This is a genomic window from Sphingomonas phoenicis (assembly GCF_047238005.1).
Lineage (GTDB): Bacteria > Pseudomonadota > Alphaproteobacteria > Sphingomonadales > Sphingomonadaceae > Sphingomonas.
Window position 1 is genome coordinate 886,013 of the sequence record NZ_JBDFMC010000002.1, and the last position, 18,427, is coordinate 904,439.

The 18,427-nt window shown below is 68.8% G+C and carries 16 protein-coding genes; 4 read left to right on the forward strand and 12 right to left on the reverse strand.

Annotated elements, in window-relative coordinates; genetic code table 11:
* Positions 1-82: 82 nt before the first annotated feature.
* From ABC319_RS05400 to ABC319_RS05425, 6 genes are all read right to left on the reverse strand, one after another.
* Entirely contained in the window at positions 83-1,549 is a 1,467-nt protein-coding gene (locus ABC319_RS05400) for a flavin-containing monooxygenase (RefSeq protein WP_413069236.1), read from the reverse strand.
* On the reverse strand, positions 1,546-5,769 hold the full coding sequence (locus ABC319_RS05405) for a translocation/assembly module TamB domain-containing protein (RefSeq protein WP_413069237.1): 4,224 nt from the start codon (positions 5,767-5,769) through the stop codon (positions 1,546-1,548). Before ABC319_RS05405 ends, ABC319_RS05400 begins: the two co-directional genes overlap by 4 nt.
* Positions 5,769-8,057 carry an autotransporter assembly complex protein TamA gene (locus tag ABC319_RS05410; RefSeq protein WP_413069238.1) on the reverse strand — a complete coding sequence of 763 codons (2,289 nt, stop codon included), beginning with the start codon at positions 8,055-8,057 and terminating at the stop codon, positions 5,769-5,771. The genes ABC319_RS05405 and ABC319_RS05410 overlap by 1 nt, the downstream gene beginning before the upstream one ends.
* A 116-nt stretch (positions 8,058-8,173) precedes the next feature.
* On the reverse strand, positions 8,174-8,635 hold the full coding sequence (locus ABC319_RS05415; protein WP_413069239.1) for a hypothetical protein: 462 nt from the start codon (positions 8,633-8,635) through the stop codon (positions 8,174-8,176).
* Positions 8,605-9,372 carry a prepilin peptidase gene (locus ABC319_RS05420; RefSeq protein ID WP_413069240.1) on the reverse strand — a complete coding sequence of 256 codons (768 nt, stop codon included), beginning with the start codon at positions 9,370-9,372 and terminating at the stop codon, positions 8,605-8,607. Before ABC319_RS05420 ends, ABC319_RS05415 begins: the two co-directional genes overlap by 31 nt.
* A complete protein-coding gene (locus ABC319_RS05425; RefSeq protein WP_413069241.1) occupies positions 9,365-9,616 on the reverse strand; it encodes a hypothetical protein in 252 nt (83 codons plus the stop codon). Before ABC319_RS05425 ends, ABC319_RS05420 begins: the two co-directional genes overlap by 8 nt.
* 93 nt (positions 9,617-9,709) lie before the next feature.
* Between ABC319_RS05425 and ABC319_RS05430 the strand changes: the two genes are divergently transcribed.
* Complete coding sequence (locus ABC319_RS05430) at positions 9,710-10,897, forward strand: acetyl-CoA C-acyltransferase (protein WP_413069242.1); 1,188 nt, start codon at positions 9,710-9,712, stop codon at positions 10,895-10,897.
* Positions 10,898-10,936: 39 nt separating this feature from the next.
* Here the strand turns inward: ABC319_RS05430 and ABC319_RS05435 are convergent, their stop codons facing one another.
* Together ABC319_RS05435 and ABC319_RS05440 are read right to left on the reverse strand one after the other, a co-directional pair.
* Positions 10,937-11,356, reverse strand: coding sequence for a hypothetical protein (locus ABC319_RS05435; RefSeq protein WP_413069243.1), 420 nt, complete (start codon positions 11,354-11,356; stop codon positions 10,937-10,939).
* 20 nt (positions 11,357-11,376) lie between these two features.
* A complete protein-coding gene (locus ABC319_RS05440) occupies positions 11,377-11,874 on the reverse strand; it encodes an SH3 domain-containing protein (RefSeq protein ID WP_413069244.1) in 498 nt (165 codons plus the stop codon).
* A 157-nt stretch (positions 11,875-12,031) separates the two neighbouring features.
* On the opposite strand from ABC319_RS05440, the gene ABC319_RS05445 reads away from it, so the two are divergent.
* Positions 12,032-13,030, forward strand: a complete 999-nt coding sequence (locus ABC319_RS05445; RefSeq protein WP_413069245.1) for a 2-hydroxyacid dehydrogenase — start codon at positions 12,032-12,034, stop codon at positions 13,028-13,030.
* An 83-nt stretch (positions 13,031-13,113) separates the two neighbouring features.
* Positions 13,114-13,305: a YMGG-like glycine zipper-containing protein gene (locus ABC319_RS05450; protein ID WP_413069246.1), complete on the forward strand. Its 192-nt coding sequence runs from the start codon at positions 13,114-13,116 to the stop codon at positions 13,303-13,305.
* Positions 13,306-13,348: 43 nt separating this feature from the next.
* Here ABC319_RS05450 and ABC319_RS05455 read toward each other — a convergent pair whose 3' ends face one another.
* From ABC319_RS05455 to ABC319_RS05465, 3 genes are all read right to left on the reverse strand, one after another.
* Positions 13,349-14,059, reverse strand: a complete 711-nt coding sequence (locus tag ABC319_RS05455; protein WP_413069247.1) for a DUF4893 domain-containing protein — start codon at positions 14,057-14,059, stop codon at positions 13,349-13,351.
* A gap of 153 nt (positions 14,060-14,212) precedes the next feature.
* The gene (locus ABC319_RS05460) at positions 14,213-15,616 is read right to left on the reverse strand and encodes an NAD(P)H-dependent flavin oxidoreductase (protein WP_413069248.1); all 1,404 of its coding nucleotides are present in this window, start codon (positions 15,614-15,616) and stop codon (positions 14,213-14,215) included.
* A gap of 88 nt (positions 15,617-15,704) precedes the next feature.
* On the reverse strand, positions 15,705-16,853 hold the full coding sequence (locus tag ABC319_RS05465) for a glycosyltransferase family 4 protein (RefSeq protein WP_413069249.1): 1,149 nt from the start codon (positions 16,851-16,853) through the stop codon (positions 15,705-15,707).
* 108 nt (positions 16,854-16,961) lie between these two features.
* Here ABC319_RS05465 and ABC319_RS05470 point away from each other — a divergent pair, with 108 nt between their 5' ends.
* Positions 16,962-17,210, forward strand: coding sequence for a hypothetical protein (locus ABC319_RS05470; RefSeq protein ID WP_413069250.1), 249 nt, complete (start codon positions 16,962-16,964; stop codon positions 17,208-17,210).
* Positions 17,211-17,794: 584 nt separating this feature from the next.
* On the opposite strand, the gene ABC319_RS05475 is transcribed toward ABC319_RS05470, so the two are convergent.
* Positions 17,795-18,376, reverse strand: coding sequence for a PEP-CTERM sorting domain-containing protein (locus ABC319_RS05475; RefSeq protein ID WP_413069251.1), 582 nt, complete (start codon positions 18,374-18,376; stop codon positions 17,795-17,797).
* Positions 18,377-18,427: the final 51 nt, after the last annotated feature.

An 18,427-nucleotide genomic window follows, 5' to 3' on the forward strand; every position in this document is an offset into this window, starting at 1 on the left:
CCTGGTGAGCGGTTGGTCGACCCGGCGACAGTCACGGTGAACGGGAGTGTCGTCGGGTCGGTTTTCGTTACAGTTCAACTCTTTACCTGATGAACCGCATCTTCCTTCTTACCCTTCCGAACCGCAGGGCGAGGACATCCAGCAGGTAGTTCTGATGCAGTCGCCACGGGCTGCGCGTTCCCTGTAAGGGTAAACGATCCGCGACACGTTCGATGTAGGTCGAGGTGAACGGGAGAAATGCTTCGATACGGATGGCGGGATCGTCGTTCATCGGCACAACCACTCTCGCGCCGCGCCGTCGCATGGCATTCAGCAGCCTGCAGACATACAACGCGGTCAGGTCTGCCTTCAGCGTCCAAGATGCATTGGTGTAGCCGAAGGTGAATGCCAGGTTCGGCACGCCATCGAACATCATTCCGCGATATTGCAGTCGCCCCGCGAAATCGATCTCTCGGCCATCAAGGGTGAACGAGATGCCACCCGCCAGCTTGATCGACAATCCGGTCGCAGTGATCAGAATGTCGACCGCCACCTGCTGCCCGTCGGCCATGCGGATGCCACCCATTTCCAGGCGATCGATCGTCCCGGTCACCACCGACGCCCGCCCGCTGCTGATCGCCGCAAAGAAGTCGCCGTCGGGTGTCAGGCACACACGCTGATCCCACGGCTTGTACCGCGGCGTGAAGTGGGTGGCGGTGTCGTAGTCAGCCCCTAGCGCCTGCTGCACCATGCCGATCATGCGTCGTGCCATCGCCCTCGGCCAGCGACGCGACGCCTGGAAGAAGATGATCGATAGCAGCACGTTCTTGGCGCGCACCATCCGATAGGCGGTGCGAATACCGAACAGCCGCCGCAGCCGGGCCGCCGTCCCGTCGCGTAACGGCTGTGCCACGACATAGCTGGGCGAGCGCTGGACCATCGTTACATGAGCCGCCCGGTCTGCGATGGCGGGGATCAGTGTCACCGCCGTGGCGCCGCTGCCGATCACGGCGACGCGCTTGCCCCGCATGTCCAGGTCGTCCGGCCAGAGCTGGGGGTGGACGATCGTGCCGGCGAAGTCCTCGCTTCCTGCAAACGCCGGAGCATGACCGGCGTCATAATCGTAATAGCCCGCGCAGAGGTCGAGGAAAGAGCAGGTAAACACCAGATCGTCCGTCCTGCCGACCGCCTTTACCGTCCACCGCGCGTCTCGCTCCGACCAGTCTGCGGATTTCACGCGGATGCCGAAGCGGATATGCCGGTCGATGCCGTGCTCGCGCGCGGTCTGTTCGATGTAGCGACGGATCGAGGCACCGTCGGCGATCGACGCCTCGCCCGTCCAGGGCTGGAAGGAGAAGCCGAGCGTGTGCATGTCGGAGTCTGACCGCACGCCCGGATACCGGACCAGATCCCACGTACCGCCGATCGCGTCGCGCGCTTCCAGGATCAGGTAAGACCGGTCCGGGCAGCGCGTCTGCAAATGCCAGCCTGCGCTGATTCCGGAAATGCCGGCGCCCACCACCAGCACATCGACATGCTCGTGATCGGCGCGGGCCGGCGTTCCGCTCAATAGTCCTTCCGGTATCGCACCGATCCGCTCGATCCGCCGAACGAGCCGGTTGAGGTCAGCACGCTCAACGCCTTGGTCAGCGCGATCTCCAGCTGAGTGGCCGTAAAGCCGCGGGCGTCGGTGACGATCTCGACATAGATGTCGTCGGTCAGATACTTGCCCGCCGCCAGGCTGGTGCCGCGTCCGCTCGCTTCATCGGCACCCAGCACGCGCAACCGGTCGAACCCGATGGCGGAGCGCAGCTTGCCCAGCGGGTTCAGTCCGCCCCCGCCCGATCCGCGCAGCGAGTTGAGCGCGGAGGCCAGCTGGATCGCCTCGGTGGCGGACAGGTTCTCCGGGTTAGTGCCGAACAGCAGGCGGCTGAGTACCTCGTCCTGCGGCAGGGTCGGCGTGGAGGTGAAGCTGATCTGCGGCCGCTGGCCCGTACCCGTTACGTTGATCACCGCCGTGATGCCGTCGGTCGTCGTGGTCGCCTGGATGTTGATGTCCGGATCGGTCAACGCGCCCCCGCGGAAGCGGATCGTGCCGCGGTTCACCTCGAACCGCTTGCCCGCGAACGAATAGGTCCCGCGCACCAGATCCAGTCCACCGGTGATCACCGGCGCGGCGGAGGTGCCGCCAATGCGTAGGTCCATCTCCCACTCGGATTCGAGCCCCATGCCCGACACGAACAGCTGGTTGTCGGCCCGCACCCGCAGGTCGAGCCTGAACAAGCCGGCCGGCGCCGCTGCGGGGCGATCGGTCGGGCGCGCCACCCGGATCTCGCTGCGACGGCGGATGCCGGTCAGCTCGGGCACCTCGGCCGCACCCTGCCGGATGATCTGGTACCGGGCGTTGGGGATGGTCAGCTCGCCTTGGATCAGGCCCCCGTTAGGCCCATTGGTCAGCCGTACCGTGCCGCTGGTGGTCGCGGCCAGGGCATCGCTGTTCGCCAGCCGCGCATTGTCCAGCGTGGCGCGCAGATCGATCGGATACCCCGAGTCGGCGGCCAGCCCGATCGATCCCTGCGCCTGCACCGTACCGTCGCCGGCCCGGGCATTCAGCGTCGTGATCTCCAGCCGATCGTTGGTGAAGCGGCCGGCCAGCTGCATCCGCGACAGCCGGGTGCCATAGGTCTCGTTGTCGTAAGTCAGGCTGTCGGCGCGTACCAGGCCGGTCAGCTGCGGCGCCGAGACGCGTCCGCCGAAGTCGGCCGCCAGGGCGATCGGTCCGGTCAGCTGCTGGTTCGGCAGCGCCGCGAACGAGAAGAGCAGCGACGAGGGACCGTTGTAACGGATGCCGCCGGACAGGGGCGCCGACATCAGCCGCGTCGTCCACGATCCGGCGCCTGGTGGCAGCGGCCGCAGGCTGGCGAGCATGCGCCCGACCACGGTCTGACCGCTTTTCACCAGCGCCCGCGCTTCGCCGCCATCGGCAAGCAGCCGGCCGGCGAAGACGATATCGACCGGCGTCGACACCGCCGCAACGCCGGTGCGGCGGAACTGCGCGATCGTCACCCGGGCGTCAGCCGTGGGGAAGGAGGAACTGGCCGCCTGTGCATAATCGACGCTGCCCGTGGCCTGTCCCGACAAACCCAGGTTCGGAACGAATGCGTTCAGGATCGACAGGTCGAGCCAGTCCAGCCGCAACTGCGCACTGGTCGCACTGCCGAACGCACCGGCGATTCGCGCCGAGCCCTGATTGAAGTCGATCCGGGTCGGCGCCAGTCGGTACGTGCCGCCAGCGGCACGGATATGCGCCGGATTGGCGGTCCGGAAACCGATGCCGTTCGCCTGCCCTTGCAGCGCGACGAGATAGTCGTCCGGCGCGAGCCGTCCGTTCAGGGCGATCCGGAACGGCACGCCGTTCGATCCGGTCAGCAGCGCCTGCGCAGTTCCGCGCCCGCCGACATAGTTCACCTTGGCACGGGCCGACTGGATCACCGTCGGGCCATATCGGGTATCCGCCAGCTGGACGTCGGCGACCACCTGCGGCGCACGGGGCAGCAGCACGACGCTAGCATCGACGATGGCGCGCCCGATGGTGAAATCCACCTGCCCCGGGATCCGCGCATTGTAGGCGCGCGCCTTCACGTCGGCACGCTGGTTGCCGCCCTGGTTCGCCAGCTGGACATTCCCGGTCAGCCCCGATCCGTTGAAGGCCAGCGCGCCCGCGAACGGCCCGGCTGCGGTCTGCACGATCCTGCCATTGGCGACGATACCGGCGAAGACGACCCGCCGGACATCGACGGCAAGCTGGTTCCCCGGCCGCACCAGCACGTCGGCGGTGAAGGGACCGTAACTGGTGCCGCCGCTTGCCGTCACGGCATAGGCGCCACCCCGTCCGACGACGCGGGCGTTCAGGTCGACCAACCCGACGCCGACGCCCGGCCGCGGTGCACGCAGCACCACGACGGGGTTGGTCGCGGATCCCGCGACGCGGGCGAACAGCGGACCATATTGGCTGGAGAGCGCATCCGCCTCCACCGCGACGGCACCGGTACGCGGATCGAACCGCCCCTGCCCGCGGGTGATGCGGAACTGCGGCGCGGTCAGCCTCAGGCCGCTGAACGTCACCACACCCTCGGGGCTGTATCCCACATCCGCGCGGACGATCGCGTTGCCGCCCAGGAAATTGCGGGCACCATCGTTGAACAGCTGGGTCGTCTGCGCGACCACGCGACCGGTGATCCCGAACCCGCCGTTCGGCCCCGGCACCAGCTTGGCATCGGTGGACAGGTTGACGATACCGATCGAATCGACACGGTAGTTGTTGACCCTGCCTTTCAGCGCGCCGGTGTAGCGGCCCGTCTGCACGTTCGCGACGACGATCGCGGTCGCGTCGATGTTGTCGGATCGGATGCGCAGATTGTCCGACAGGATGTTCGGCATCGAGATGGCAAAGTCGCCCTGGAGGGCGACATTGTTCGCCAGCCCGCCCACCGCGGCGTTCAGCCCCGCGACACGCCGCGCACGCGCGTTCACCGGCACCAGTATCCGGTCCGCGTTCACCCGCGCCAGTCCTTCGGCATACAGGTTCTCGACCGCCATCTCGCCGAAGCCCAGCCGGGCGGCCGCGATCTTGTAGTCCAAGGTGGGAGTGGCGAACGCACCGTCCAGCACCAGGCGCGCGGTCACGTCGCGGCCGTTCAGGTTGGACGCGATCGCCCCCGGCGTCAGCAGCTTGGCGTCGACGGCGAAGTTGCCGAACCGGCTGTTCGCCAGATCGAGCAGCCCGCCCGCGTCGATCATCAGCGCGTCGGAGCGCAGCTTGATCCGGCTGTCGGCACGTCGCTCGTTCAGCGTCGTGTCGATGCCGACCTGCAGGGCCGGTGCGGTCAGCCGTTCGACCGGCCCTTCCAGATACAGGCCGGGCCGCGTCGTCCCGCGGACTTCAATGTGGCCGGAGCGCGCCGTTACCCCCAAATTGGCGAGTTCGCCGCCTCCCAGCGTGGCGAGCGCACGGCCCTGCCATGCGGCCCAGCCGCCGCGTCCACCGATCGCCAGCGTCAGCGGCTGCTTCAGCCCGCCCATCGTCGCGACCACGCCACCCGTCGGTGCGGTCAGCCGCACGTCGACATCCAGCTTGTCGTCATCGGGCACCGCATCGATCTTCAGCGTCAGCCGATCGCCGCCGGCGACGCCCGGCGCACGCAGCGCCGCCGCATTCGCCACCAGCTGCGCGCGCCGGTCCGCGATGTGCACGCCGCCGTCGATCGATACGATATGCGCCTGCCCGGTCACCGGTGCGGCCAGAACGAACCGGCTGACGCGCAGCCGGTTAACGTCGATGTCCAGATCGGGCAGCAGCGGCGCGTTGGGGTCGCTGGGCTCGGTCGCCTTCAGCACCGGCTTGCGCCGCATCGTCACGGTGCCCGCCATCAATTCGCGCACGTCGACGTGATTGCGTGCGAACGCAAACGGGCGCCAATCTACCTCCAGCCGCGGGCTGTCGAGGAACACGCCCTGCGGATCGCTGACCCGCAGGTCCGACAACACCATCCGCCCGTACAGCGACCCGTCGATCCGGCCGACCTTGATGTTCAGCCCGGATGCCGTCGTGTAACCGCCGATCTGGTCCGCCACCAGACGGCGGCCCGGATCGGTGTTGATGCCGAACAGCACCATCAGCACCAGCGCGACGAGACCGACGACGGCGATGCCCAGCCACTTCAGGATACGTTGCCACAATGGCCGCTTCTGCGTGGCGACGACGGTGTCGGGGGCCGTGTTCTCGACCATCAGAATGCCTGTCCGATCGAGATGTACAATGCGACCTTGCCGTCGCCCGGCCGCGGGTTCAGCGGCGTCGCCACGTCGACCCGGAACGGGCCGAAATTGGTGTAGAACCGCCCGCCGATGCCGGCGCCCCAGCGCAATGCCGAGAAGGTCGGCAGGCTGTCCTCGTAACTGTTGCCGGCATCGATGAACGGCACGATCCCGAAATTGCCGAAGCGATACCGCGCCTCTACCGCGAACTCGTTCAGCGATCGCCCGCCGACCGGGTTGCGCCGCGCGTCGGGGTCGGCCGGATCGACCGGTTCGAACGGGCCCAGTCGCTGGAAGCCATAGCCGCGCACCGATCCGCCGCCACCACCGTAATAGCGGCGCGACGGCGCCAGATCGTTGCGGTCGATACCCTGTATCGATCCGGCGCGCACCCGCCCCGCGATCACCAGGCTGTCGTTGATCGGGTAATAGGCGGTACCTTCCACCATCGTCCGAACATACGGGCGCACCCCGCCCCGTACCGACGTCTCGGGGCTGAGGTTCAGTTTCAGGCGATACCCCCTGGTCGGGTTCAGCAGGCTGTCCGACTGGTCGAACACCACCTGCCCGGGCAGTGCCGCGATCCCGAACGTGCCGCGCCGCCGCCGGCCTTCGGTAAAATCGTACACGTCCTCGTTCGTGCCGGTCAGTTCGACACCATAGGCATAGGTGAATTTCTTCTGCCAGATCGGTGTCGAATCATAGCTCCAGCGCATGGCGAGCGTGCCGATATAGGCCTCGTACGCGTCGTAATTCTGGTGGCTGGCATTGGCGATGATCGAGAAGGTCCGGTCGCGCCGCCCCGCGTTGGAACGGCGGAAGGTCGCACCCGCGCCCTGCTCCTGCGTACCGGCGACCAGCGTCCCGATCAGCGCGCCCTCGTCGGGGAACAGGTTGCGATGCGTCCAGCTGCCCTCGATCCGGGTGCCCTGCCCGGTCGAATAGCCGGCGGTTGCCGCCAGCGACCGCGCCGGTCCCTTGCTCTGGCGAACCAGCAGGTCGACCGCTTCGGTGCCGTCGGGGCCCGTTCGCCCCGTCCGCTGCGGCTCGACCGCCACGCTGTTGAACAGACCCGTGCCGACCAGTGCGTCGCGGAGATCGTCGGTCAGCCGCGCGTCGTACAGCTGGCCTTCCTTGTAGCGGGGGAAGACGTTCAGGTGATCGAGCCCGAACACCTCGTCGCCGGTCGTCACGATCCGCCCGAACGAGGATCGCGGCCCGGTGTCGACCGGCAGCGTGTACGCGCCGACCGGGTCGGGCGCCTGATCCTCCAGCAGGATATCGCGCTCGCCGACCTTGACGAAGGGGTAGCCCTGTTGTGGCAGGATCAGGCTGACATTCGCCTCGGCGCCCTGGATCCGCGCGGCCTCGATCGGGTCGCCGACCTTCAGCGGCAGATTGCGGCGCAGCAGGTCCTGGGGCACCGCCGGCTCGGCCCGGATGGTCACCGAGGACAAGGTGTACAGCCGTCCCGGCGTCGCCGTCAGGATCGCGCGGATGCGGCCGGCCTTGTCGCCCGCCGGTACTGCCGCGCCGTCGGCCGGTGCCGCCTGACCGGGGGCGGGAGCCGCTACGGTCGTCGGCGTCGGCTGCTCGATCGTCGAGACGGCGGTTGCGTCGTAATAGCCCAGCGAGCGCATCAGGCGCACCGCCAGCCCCTCGTCCTCACGCGCCCGTGCCGCCACCTGCGCACCGTTGGCGGCCTTGCCGCCACCCTCGCGCAGCGCCGACAGCGACTTGAACTCGTCGTCCAGGCCCAGCGGCTCCAGGCCGCGGACCACCGTGTCGTACCGGATCTCCGGCGCGTCGGTGCTGGCGACGACCGAATCCTGCAGCGGCGTCGTGTCGAAGCTGCCGAGCGGGGTCAGCGGCTGGGCCAGCGTCGGATCCTCGGGGCCAACCGGTCCCAGCGTGTCGCCGGTGTTCAGCGCGGCTCCGGTTGTCGCGCCGGGGGGCGTCTGCGTCGCGGGCACTGCCGGTGTCATCGCCTCCAGCGGCGCGTCGATGTCGCCGGACAGGGGCGGCAGCGCTGCATCGAACTCCGCCTCCGGCACGATCGGCGCGTTGCCCTGCGGGTCGGAAACGGGCGCGGCACCCGGCGCCTGGCTGGCCGCCGCCTCCGCATCGGGCCGGGGCGCGTCGGGGCCGCGCGCCGGCGCCGTACCGGGCTGAGCGAGCTGATCGGCCGCGAACGATGCGGAGGACGGGGCAGCGACCAGCGCGACGGCGAGCCAAAATTGCCGGCGATCTGAGGCGGTCACGCTAGTCTGGGTCCCCTTCACTCGGGGGCGGTCCGTATGCGGATCGGCCCCCTTCCAACCCCGGCAACGCGCAACGAGCCGCCGGGTTCATTCTCAACCTGATTTTACCGCATCTTTTACCGCGCCGCAGCACAGCCGACGACGCCGGCAATGGGGATCAGTACCGCATCCGCGCCACTACGCTGGACGGTGAGCATTCCCTGCTGGACCAGCCCGCCATCGGTCAGTTCGGTCTCGGTCGAGATGGCCATGTCGAGCGTGAATGCCATGTCCTGGGCACCGTACCGCGTGGTCGCGGCGAACCCGAACCCGCCCGTGCCCGACTGGCCGGTACGCGCATAATCCACCGCCTTCCCGTCGAACGCGATGCGCAGCGTCGCCGCCTCGGCAGTGGCGACGGCGATCAGCTTGCGGTCCGACACGCTCCACAGGAACGCCGCACATCCCTGACGCGGCATCGATTGCGGCGGCAGGGCGGACGGCAGCGGTGGCGCGGCAGGCACGGTGGCAGCCTGCATGCCCAGCATCATGAGGGGAAGCAGCACGATCATGCCGCCAACATTATCATCATCAGCCATGCCGGGTAAGCCGCCAGCGCCATCAGCGTGCCGAGCGGGAGCACGTCGGTCGCCGCCATCGGTCGCCCCGTCAGCTGCCTGAATATCACCACGCCCAGTCCGATCAGGCCGGCGCACAGCAGCACCGCCGGCAGCAATCGCCAGCCCAGCCACAGCCCGATCGCGCCGAACAGCTTGGGATCGCCCCCCCCCATGCCCTCGCGTCCCCGCCAGCGTCGATACCCGGCCGCGACCAGCGCCAGCAGCGCGAAACCGGCGATGCCGCCGATCGCGCGCTCGGCGGGCATCGGTGCCAGCCCGATCGCGCCGCCCGCCAGCCCCAGCACCGCCAGCGGCGCCACCAGTCGATCCGGCAGCCAGAACGCGCGCGCGTCCAGTGCGCCAAGGGTCAGCAGCAGCCAGCCGAACGTCGCGCCCGCCACCCCGGCGATGCCCGGCGCCACCCAGCCGGCACTCATGCCGATCAGCGCCGCCATCGCCTCGATCTGCCAGTGCAGTGGATCAATCCGCCCGCCGCATCGCCGGCACCGCCCCCGCAAGACAAGTGCGCTGACGAGCGGCACCAGTTCGAACGGCCGCAGCGGCCTTCCGCAGCCGTCGCAGGCGGATCGCCCCCGCATCACCGACCTTCCCCCGGTCCAGCGCAGCACCAGCGCCGCGGCAAAACTGCCGATCAGGGCGCCGAGCACCCCCAGCCCGACCGCCCAGACCCAGCCGTGCACCACTCCGTCAGTCACCCTTCTTCCGGATCAGGTAGCGATAGACGCCGAGCAGGTTGATCGCGAACAGCACGCTGTTCTGCGTGCCCAGCGCCCAGTCCTCCGTCAACCACGCCCCCGCGAACCACGCGACCGACGACGCGACGAAGATCACGAACGCCCACCCTGTCGGGCGCCGGCCCAGATCGAGCGAGACCAGCAACGCGGCGGTCATGCCGGAGATCGAGGCAAACCATTTGATCGCATCGGCAAATGTTTCCATTCACCAGGGTCGTAGCGCGCCGCCGGGCTTTTGCTATCGCGGACCTTCGATACTAGATCAAGATCAATCAGAATAACGAGAGGCCCGTCCGCCATGGCATCCGATCCCGTCGTCATCCTTTCCTATGCGCGCACGCCGATGGGCTCGTTCCAGGGCACGCTGTCGGGCGCCAGCGCCACCGACCTCGGCGCCGCCGCTGTCCGCGGTGCGGTGGAGCGGGCGGGCGTGCCGGGGGAGGCGGTCGAGCGCATCTATATGGGTTGCGTCCTGCCCGCCGGCCTCGGCCAGGCACCGGCGCGGCAGGCGGCGATCGGTGCCGGGCTCGGCACCCATGTCGAGGCGACGACCGTCAACAAGATGTGTGGATCGGGCATGCAGGCGGCGATCATGGCCGCGGATGCGCTCGCGGCCGGATCGGTCGACCTTCTCGTCGCCGGCGGCATGGAGAGCATGACCAACGCGCCCTACCTGTCGAAGAAGCATCGCACCGGCGCCCGCATCGGCCACGACACGATGTACGACCACATGTATCTCGACGGGCTGGAGGACGCGTACGAGCCCGGCCGCCTCATGGGCAGCTTTGCAGAGGAAACGGCGGCCGAGTACCAGTTCACCCGCGCCGCAATGGACGACTATGCGATCGAATCGCTCCACCGGGCGCAGCGGGCCCAGACCGGCGGTGGCTTCGACGACGAGATCGTGCCGGTCGCGATCGCCACCCGGAAGGGGGTCGATACCGTGACGCTCGACGAGCAGCCCGCCCGCGGCGACGTCGCCAAGATCCCGACGCTGAAGCCCGCCTTCTCGAAGGACGGCACGATCACCGCCGCAAACGCCTCCTCCATCTCGGACGGCGCCGCCGCGCTCGTCATGACCCGTGCCAGCGTGGCGGAGGGGCTCGGCGCGCGTCCGATCGCCCGCATCGTGGCTCACGCCGCCCACGCCCATGCCCCGGCGCTGTTCACCACGGCGCCCGTGTTCGCGATCCGCAAGGCGCTGGACAAGGCCGGCTGGACCACCGGCGATGTCGACCTGTTCGAGATCAACGAGGCGTTCGCCGCGGTGGCGATGATCGCGATGCGCGACCTCGACCTGCCGCACGACAAGGTCAACATCCATGGCGGCGCCTGCGCCCTCGGTCACCCGATCGGCGCCTCGGGTGCGCGCGTCATCGCGACGTTGCTGTCGGCGCTGCGCAAGACGGGCGGCAGACGCGGTGTCGCCGCCCTCTGCATCGGCGGCGGCGAGGCGACCGCGATGGCGGTGGAGCTGATCGACTGAATGACGCATCCCGCCGCACCGGCCTGGGCGTCGGTGCGGCTACATCAGTGCGGCGCGCGCCAGGTCCTTCTCGCGCCCGAACTCGATCAGCATCGCTCGCAACTCGGCTCGTGCGGGAATGAAGATGGGGGCACCGGCCACATCGATTTCCTCGCGGGTCGCAAGCTCCACCGGCCGCCACCCGGACGGGCGATTGATCGCAAAGCCGGCCATGAACTCGACAGGCATCCCGTCGATGCTCCACCTCAGGAACCGGGTCGATCGAAACAGGCGATCGTCATCGGCATCGGCAAAGGTCAATCTTAGTCCGGTCGCGAGCGATTCGATGTCGCGCACCGACAACAGCACATCGACGTCGCGAACGTCGATGCCCCGGTCGACGTACAGGGCGACCGCGGCGCTACCGATCACCCACCATGGATCGCGCGCGGCTGCCATCACCGCCGATACGGCGGACAAGGTCGCGGCAAGATCGTCGTTCAGGGCAATTCCTCGCCCGCATCCACGCCCCAGAGCGCGCCGACCTCGACGAAGCCGGCCTTGCCCTTTACATCCAGCCGGCACCAGCCGCCGCCGCACTCGCTGATCCGCCCGACCACGCCCGGCGCCGCGCGCCACGACACCGCCGCACCCGGCGACGGGCTGACGCGCATCTCGGCCGCATCGGGGCCGCGGACGTAAGCGGTACGCGTCCGGCGCAGCAGGTTGACGAGCATCCATCCGCCGGTGCCGTCCGGATCCTCCACCCGTCGCCATTCCTGGAAAACGCCGACCACCTTCACCGGCAGGTCGGCCCGCTGGTACAGCCAGGCGCCGGGATAGGTGCGCGCTGGCCCTGTCCGCATCAGCGCGCGACCGGCACCGATCGACATCCAGTAGGGCGGCTCGCGCGGTCCCTCCTGCGCCGCGCCGCCGGTGGCGGGCAGCGTCGAGCCGATAGCGACGAGGACGATGAGCGCGACGCTCGCGAAACGCATGACGATAATCCCTAGGCGGCGCTTTCCCGAACGCCGCGGCGATCCCTCCATCCACCAAAGTCGCCGTCCGATCAATCGCCCGCCCCGTCGTCCGCGCAGGGAAGTTCGCGGGGTTGCCCGTGTTGACGCGCCCCCCGGCGCGCGCCAAGCATCCGGCATGTCCGATCCGCGCCGCTGTCCCCACCCGCGGGTGGCCGTCACCCGCGAACTGCCCGATGCGGTCATGCGCCGCATGGACGATCTGTTCGACGCGCGGATGAACCGCACCGACACGCGGCTGTCGCCCGATGGCCTGCGTGCCGCTGTGGCCGATTGCGACGTGCTGGTTCCCACCGTCACCGACGCGGTCGATGCCGACCTGATCGCCGCCGCCGGACCACGACTGCGCCTGATCGCCAATTTTGGTGCGGGGGTGAACCATATCGATCTCGCCGCCGCCCGTGCGCGCGGCATCATCGTCACCAATACGCCCGGCGTCCTGACCGAGGACACGGCGGACATGACGATGGCGCTGATCGTCTCGGTCCCCCGTCGCCTGGCGGAGGGCGAGAAGCTGGTCCGTTCCGGCGAATGGCACGGCTGGAGCCCGGGCGGCATGCTCGGCCACCGGATCGGCGGCAAGGCGCTGGGCATCGTCGGCATGGGCCGGATCGGACAGGCGGTGGCGATGCGCGCGCGCGCGTTCGGGCTGTCGATCCATTATCACAACCGCCATCGCCTGCCGGCGGTGCTGGAGGGACAGCTCGGTGCCACCTTCCACGCCGATCTCGACGACCTGCTCGGGGCCGCCGACATCGTCACCGTCCACACGCCGCTGAATGCCGACAGCAGGATGCTGATCGACCGGCGGCGGATCGGGCTGATGAAGCCGCACGTCTTCCTCATCAACGCCAGCCGCGGCGGCATCGTCGACGAGGAGGCGCTCGTCGACGCGCTCAAGGGGGGCAGACTGGCCGGCGCCGGGCTTGACGTGTGGGAGCATGAGCCGCGGATCGATCCCCGCCTGCTCGCACTGCCCAACGTGGTCATGACCCCGCACATGGGCTCCGCCACGATCGAGGGTCGGGTGGCCTCCGGCGAGAAGGTGATCCAGAATATCCGGATGTGGGCAGACGGTCACCGCCCGCCCGATCAGGTCCTCGAAGGCTGGGTCTGATTTAAGTTACGCGTCCGCAACGGCGGGAACGATCGCTGCACTGCGGCATTCGCTGGACACCCCCGAGAGAACAGGAGTGTCCCATGAAGAAGATCGTGATGTCCGCAGCCCTGATCGCCTGCGGCCTGTCGATGTCGGCGTGCTCGACGCTGCGTGGTGCCGCGATCGGCGGCGCCGGCGGTGCTGGTGTCGCGGCGGCGACCGGCAACAGCGTCGAAAAGGGTGCCGCCGCCGGTGGTGCGGCCGGTGCGGTCGTTGGAACCGTCGTCGACTGACCTCAGCGGTCGATCGCGGGGCGGCGCGGCGCGTCGCCCCGGATCAGCCCACCGCTCCCTGCTGCTCGACCGGCACCGGCGTCAGTTCGTAAACCTGGAACTCGCTGCCGGGCAGCACCAGTCGCCAGCGGAACGGCCCGACCCGTTCGACCACGCCCACCAGGTCGCGCGCCTGATCCTCGCCATAACCCAGCGACGTATCGCCCGCCCGCTTCTGCCTGGCGCCCAGGAACACGTAACGCTGGTCCTCGTCCGGGTAGAGCCAGCCACCGGGCAAGGCGGTGCCGGTCTGCTTGGTGAAACTGACCCGCTCGCCGCTCTCGCTCCCCACATAGCAGAAGAACGGCGGCGATTTGCGGACGCCGGCCCGGTTCATCGTGATCGAGCGGCACTTGTACGATCCCGGTGGCAGCGCGGGGTGGTTTAGCGCGGCGTCCGGCTTCAGCAGGTCGCCTTCCGCCTTCAGCGATCGGGTGCCCCGCCGCCCCGCCTGCGCCCAGGCCGCCGCCCAGCCCGCGGGCAGCGCCTCGATGCGCTGGGCGTCGGCCATGCCGATGGTTCGGCGCCACGCCGGCTCCGGCGCCAGCGTGACCGTTGGCGCGGCTCGCAGCGGCTCCCGACGATGTCCGGCACAACCCGCCAGCGTCGCTGCCAGCGACAGTGAAAGGATGATGATGGTGCGCGACATGGCTTCCTCCCGCACCATGCCGGTCGCGGCAGGTGCTTTCGGCTGACGGTCGCGTCGGCGGGTCATCCACCGCCGCGATCCATGCCATCGGGAATGCGCCGACAGGGTTGACGAAAGGTTAAGCGCACGGCCAACCGACTGGTCCGGCGCGATGAAACGGGCAACCGCGCGATGCCGCCGCTCGTGAATGTCCGCCGCCTCGAACGGCGGCAGTCGCGCTCAATCGCCAGTCAGAATGCGGTCGACCAGCTGCCGCACCGTCGGCACGAAGCCGTTCGAATAGAATGGATCGCGCTGGAAGTTATAGGCAGCGTGCCCGGCGAACATCAGGTTCTGGTCGGTATCGCCACCATGCGCGATGTCCTGCAGCGTCTTCTGGATGCAGAAGCTGCGGGGATCGGCCAGCCGGCCGGTCGAGTTGGTCTCGGTATCCGCCCAGCTCGAGAACAGGCACTGCGACAGGCAGCCCATGCAGTCCGCCTGGTCCTTGCGCACCACCTTCGCCTCGTCGGGCGTAACGAACACCAGCGTGTTGTCGGGCGTCTTCATCGCCAGCTGGAAACCCTGGCCGAACCACTCGCGCGCGCGCAGCAGGTCGCCCTGCGTCACCCAGAAATTCTTGCCCTTCACCCCCACGTCGAGCTGGAAGATGTGGTCGCCCGCCTCCTGCGTCGAGAAAGCGATCTGCCGCTCCGATCGCGACTCCAGCGCGCGCAGGAACGGATTGCGCACCGCCGACGAGTAGAAGCCGGTCGGCGAGAAGCGGTGGAGCAGCACGTCGCCCTCGGCGATCGTGGTCAGCTTCTGCTTCCACCCGTCCGGGATCGGGCTTTCCTGCGTCAGCAACGGACGGGTGCCGTACTGGAAGGCGATCGACCCCAGTTCGGGATTGTCGATCCACTCGTTCCAGTCGCGCAGGTACCAGACGCCGCCGGCCATCACGATCGGCGTGGTGTCGGGGATGCCGCCTTCGCGCATCGTCTCGCGCAGCGCCTTCACGCGCGGATACGGGTCCTCCGGCTTCAGCGGATCCTCGGCATTGGACAGGCCGTTATGCCCGCCCGCCAGCCACGGATCCTCGTACACCACCGCCGCCAGCCACTCCGCCGCCTTGGAATAGGCCCGCTTCCACAAGGCGCGGAAGGCGCGACCGGAACTGACGATCGGCAGGTACGACACGTTGTAGGACGAGGTGATCTCGGACAGCTTGTACGGCATGCCCGCGCCGCAGGTCACGCCCGCCACCATGCCGCGCGTCCGCTCCAGCACGCCGTGCAGGATGCGGGGCGCGCCGCCCATCTCCCACAGCACGTTGATGTTGATCGCGCCCTTGCCGCCGGCGATCTCGTACGCCCGCTTCACCTGCTCGACCGCACCGTCGATGGCGTACTGCACCAGCTCCTCGTGCCGCTCGCGGCGGGTCAGCGCGCGATAGATCTGCGGGATGATCTTGCCGTCGGGATCGTAACTGTCGGCGTTGACTGCGGACACGGTACCGATGCCGCCCGCCGCCGCCCAGGCGCCCGCCGACGCGTGGTTGGTCGCGGCGACGCCTTTGCCGCCTTCCACCAGCGGCCACACTTCGCGGCCGTTGTAGACGATCGGGGTAAGGCCTTTGAACACGACTGGGGTAACCTTCGGCGGATGAAAGTCGATCCCTATAGCGAATGCCCGCGCCCACGCGAGCGAAACATCGACCCGCCCCACCGTGTCAGCCGAGCGCCCCCGCCTGGCCCAGCGCCGCTTCGTACAGCGCCCGGTACCGCACGATCATCGCGGCCTCGTCGTAATGCGCCGCCGCCAGCACGCGATTGGCCGCACCGACCTGCCGGCGAAGCGCGCCATCGTCGACCAGCGCCTGGATGGCGTCGCGCAGCCGCACCTCGGTCGCCCATTGCGCGATAAACGGCCGGTTTTCGGCTGCGACCATCTCGGCGATGTCGCCGGTCGGCATCGCCGCCACGGGCAACCCGGCCGCCATCGCCTCGACGATCGCGGTCGGGAACTGCTCGCTGACCGACGGCAAGGCGACCATGTCGAACAACCCCAGATATTTGTACGCGGGCACGTCGGCGGCCAGCACCGTCACCCGTTCCTCGATCCCCATCGCCGCCGCGGCGCCCATGATCGCCTCCCGCTCGGGCCCCTCTCCGATGAAGACGATCCGGAACCTTCCCGCCAGCCCCCCGGCGGCACGGATCAGCGCGGTCGGGTTCTTCGCGGCCGTCAGCGGCGCCGGCACGGCGATCGCCACCTCGCCGTCGGTCTTGGCGAAGCCGGGCAGCGCACGCGGCTTCGGCTGCGCGGCATAGGCTGCGGTGGCGATACCGTTGACGATCCGGTGAACGCGGGACCGCTGCTGCTTCCACGGCCCCAGCGCGATGCGCTCCAGCGTGCCGGACGGCACCACCAGCGCATGCGCCGCCGGCATCGCCATGCGCCGGTACAGGTTCCGCTCCAGCTTCAGGCCGGTCGCCTCTTCCGGGCCGAACCCGTCCTCGTGATGGACCAGCGGCGGCAGCGCCGGCCGCTTGCCCGTCCCGAACACCCGCCGCGCCATCACGCCGTCGATCGCATCCCAGCCATAGGTCAGGACCAGGTCGAACCGGCGCATATATCGGGCGATCGCCTCGTATCGCGCCACCGAAGGACGGCCGGCGAGCGGCGGCGCATTCTGCGCCACCTCGTACGAGACACCCGCCGGGATCGTCGCCACGCCGCCCAGGGCAGCCGGGTCGGCGGAGACGATCACATGCCGTGCTTTCCCCCCGAATGCGGCCATCAGCCGTGCGGTGCGCGCCGCCTTGCCCGAAGGGCCGAAGGAGCCGTGGAGGTGCAGGATCGAGATCGGAGCCGTCATGCCCTTCCCGATAATCGTTCCGGCGCGACTTGACACTCATTTGCGTTCTGGGAACCTGTAGGCGCCTGCTGCGTTGCGGAAGGTCAGGTTGAAAAAGGGAGTTCAATCATGCTGAAGAAGCTTCTCGTGTCCGGGTGCGCCGCCGCATTGTGCGCCGCGCCTGCCCTCGCCGCTCCGGCTGCCAACCCGGCATCGTCGCTGTCGATCAAGTCGGCTGCCCGCGCCTCCACCTCTTCCCGCCAGTCGCAGAAGCTGGCCGCACCCGGCGCGATTGTCGGCCTGGTGCTTGCCGCCGCCGTGATCGCAGGCGGCGTCTTCATCGTCGTCGATGACGACGACGATTCCGACAGCAACTGATCGCACGACCCATCGTAACGAGGGGGCGGGTTCGAAAGAGCCCGCCCTTTTTCGTGCCGACGATTCGACATGGCGGGGCCATTCCGGCGGCCACTGCCGAGCCTACGCCACCCCAGCGCACCCATCCCGAGCTCCGCTCGCCTAAAGTTTGACGGGCTACGACCTCCGTACCGACGGCGAGCGAAACGGAGGCTCATCGAGCAGGCAGGTAAACCGTCCGCTCGATCACACCTGATACCTCGAGCGATCGGCGAACTGCCCCGCGCGCCGGAATGCCACCGAGCCGGAAATTAGCGGCGGCGCGCATCCCCAAACGGCCGTCCGGATCCGACCTTCGGGTGTGATCCATCCAGACTGAACCACTCACGGCGAACACCCCGGCGAAGGCCGGGGTCCAGTGGAAGGGCGGCAGAGAGGGCCGTTGCGTAACGTCAAGCCGGCCGTCGCAACGGGACCCCCGCCTTCGCCGAGGTGGTGCTTCGTCCTGGATGAATGGCAGTCCAGCTCTTCGTCGGACAATCGCTCCGGCAACTATCCACCGCGCCCGCCGCCCCCGGCCCGGCCGCCGGCAACCGGCGCGTAAGTCAGCCGGCCTCGCCCGTCGCGATACGTCGCACCCGCTCGGTGAAGCTCGCCTCGGAAAGGCGGATCCGCCGGCGGATCATCGCCGCCATCACCACGAAGCCGCTCAGCAGCATCGCCCAGGTCGCCGGTTCCGGCAGGCGCGATCCGGTCTTCACCGCCGCGAAGCTCAGGTCGGCGACCGCCACCGGCCCCCGTCCGCTGACATGCACCCGCGCAATGTCGCCCAGTCCGGTCAGCGTCAGTCGCTCCGCCGCGCCGCCCGTGTCGCTGCGATCGGCCACGCCGAGCATTCGACCGGAAGCGTCATAGGCGGTGATCATCGCCCGCGATCCCGCATCGACGTCGATCGATACCGAGTCGGTCCAACCCTTTTTCGTCGGATCCGCCGGATCGACGAACATCAGATCGTAATCGGTCGCAGACGGCGTACACGCGACCGCAGCCGGGTCGCAGCGCAATGCGGCGCTGCGCACCACCATGCCCGCGGGTACCCGGTCCAGCCCGATGGCGGCCGTCGCCGGCACGGCGATCGCCGCCGCCGCCACTGCCATCGCCACCCCGACCGACCGCACCTGATCCATCCCGTCCATCATAACCGGGACGCATCTTAATCCGGGGTTCATCCGATCTCA

Bases quoted from the DNA above. Each gene is read 5' to 3' on its own strand.
- ABC319_RS05405 (WP_413069237.1), bottom strand. From the start codon at position 5,769: ATGGTCGAGAACACGGCCCCCGACACCGTCGTCGCCACGCAGAAGCGG.
- ABC319_RS05415 (WP_413069239.1), bottom strand. From the start codon at position 8,635: ATGGCTGATGATGATAATGTTGGCGGCATGATCGTGCTGCTTCCCCTC.
- ABC319_RS05425 (WP_413069241.1), bottom strand. From the start codon at position 9,616: ATGGAAACATTTGCCGATGCGATCAAATGGTTTGCCTCGATCTCCGGC.
- ABC319_RS05430 (WP_413069242.1), top strand. From the start codon at position 9,710: ATGGCATCCGATCCCGTCGTCATCCTTTCCTATGCGCGCACGCCGATG.
- ABC319_RS05440 (WP_413069244.1), bottom strand. From the start codon at position 11,874: ATGCGTTTCGCGAGCGTCGCGCTCATCGTCCTCGTCGCTATCGGCTCG.
- ABC319_RS05445 (WP_413069245.1), top strand. From the start codon at position 12,032: ATGTCCGATCCGCGCCGCTGTCCCCACCCGCGGGTGGCCGTCACCCGC.
- ABC319_RS05450 (WP_413069246.1), top strand. From the start codon at position 13,114: ATGAAGAAGATCGTGATGTCCGCAGCCCTGATCGCCTGCGGCCTGTCG.
- ABC319_RS05455 (WP_413069247.1), bottom strand. From the start codon at position 14,059: ATGACCCGCCGACGCGACCGTCAGCCGAAAGCACCTGCCGCGACCGGC.
- ABC319_RS05465 (WP_413069249.1), bottom strand. From the start codon at position 16,853: ATGACGGCTCCGATCTCGATCCTGCACCTCCACGGCTCCTTCGGCCCT.
- ABC319_RS05470 (WP_413069250.1), top strand. From the start codon at position 16,962: ATGCTGAAGAAGCTTCTCGTGTCCGGGTGCGCCGCCGCATTGTGCGCC.
- ABC319_RS05475 (WP_413069251.1), bottom strand. From the start codon at position 18,376: ATGGATCAGGTGCGGTCGGTCGGGGTGGCGATGGCAGTGGCGGCGGCG.